Here is a 281-nt window from a genome sequence, read left to right as displayed (position 1 = left end):
GTTCACCCTGTATTAAACGTTGATCTTCTACCTCGCGTGGGCCGTTCAATTCATGCCGGCTTCACGCTCACGTAGTCCTTCCGATACGGCCGGCCGTGCGCGAGCACCGCCCAGATCGTCCGTGCCATCTTGTTGGCCAGTGCGACGATCACGACATTCGTTGGTCGTCGCTTCTTCATCTGCTCGACCCACTCGCCGGGCTCTTTCACGTGGGTCAACACGCTTCGCGCGCCGTGAATCAGCAGCGTGCGCAGATATGTGTCGCCGCGCCTGCTGATCCC

Annotated in this window: 1 pseudogene; it reads right to left on the bottom strand. The window is 60.5% G+C overall.

What is annotated here, in order from left to right:
• Positions 1 to 50: 50 nt before the first annotated feature.
• Positions 51 to 281 (bottom strand): annotated as a pseudogene (locus HZI36_RS26830) (IS110 family transposase); the annotation flags it as partial.

This window comes from Burkholderia guangdongensis, assembly GCF_013403875.1.
GTDB lineage: Bacteria > Pseudomonadota > Gammaproteobacteria > Burkholderiales > Burkholderiaceae > Burkholderia > Burkholderia guangdongensis.
The sequence above is the reverse complement of the archived record's forward strand: the minus strand, read 5'-3'. Positions and strand labels throughout refer to the sequence as shown.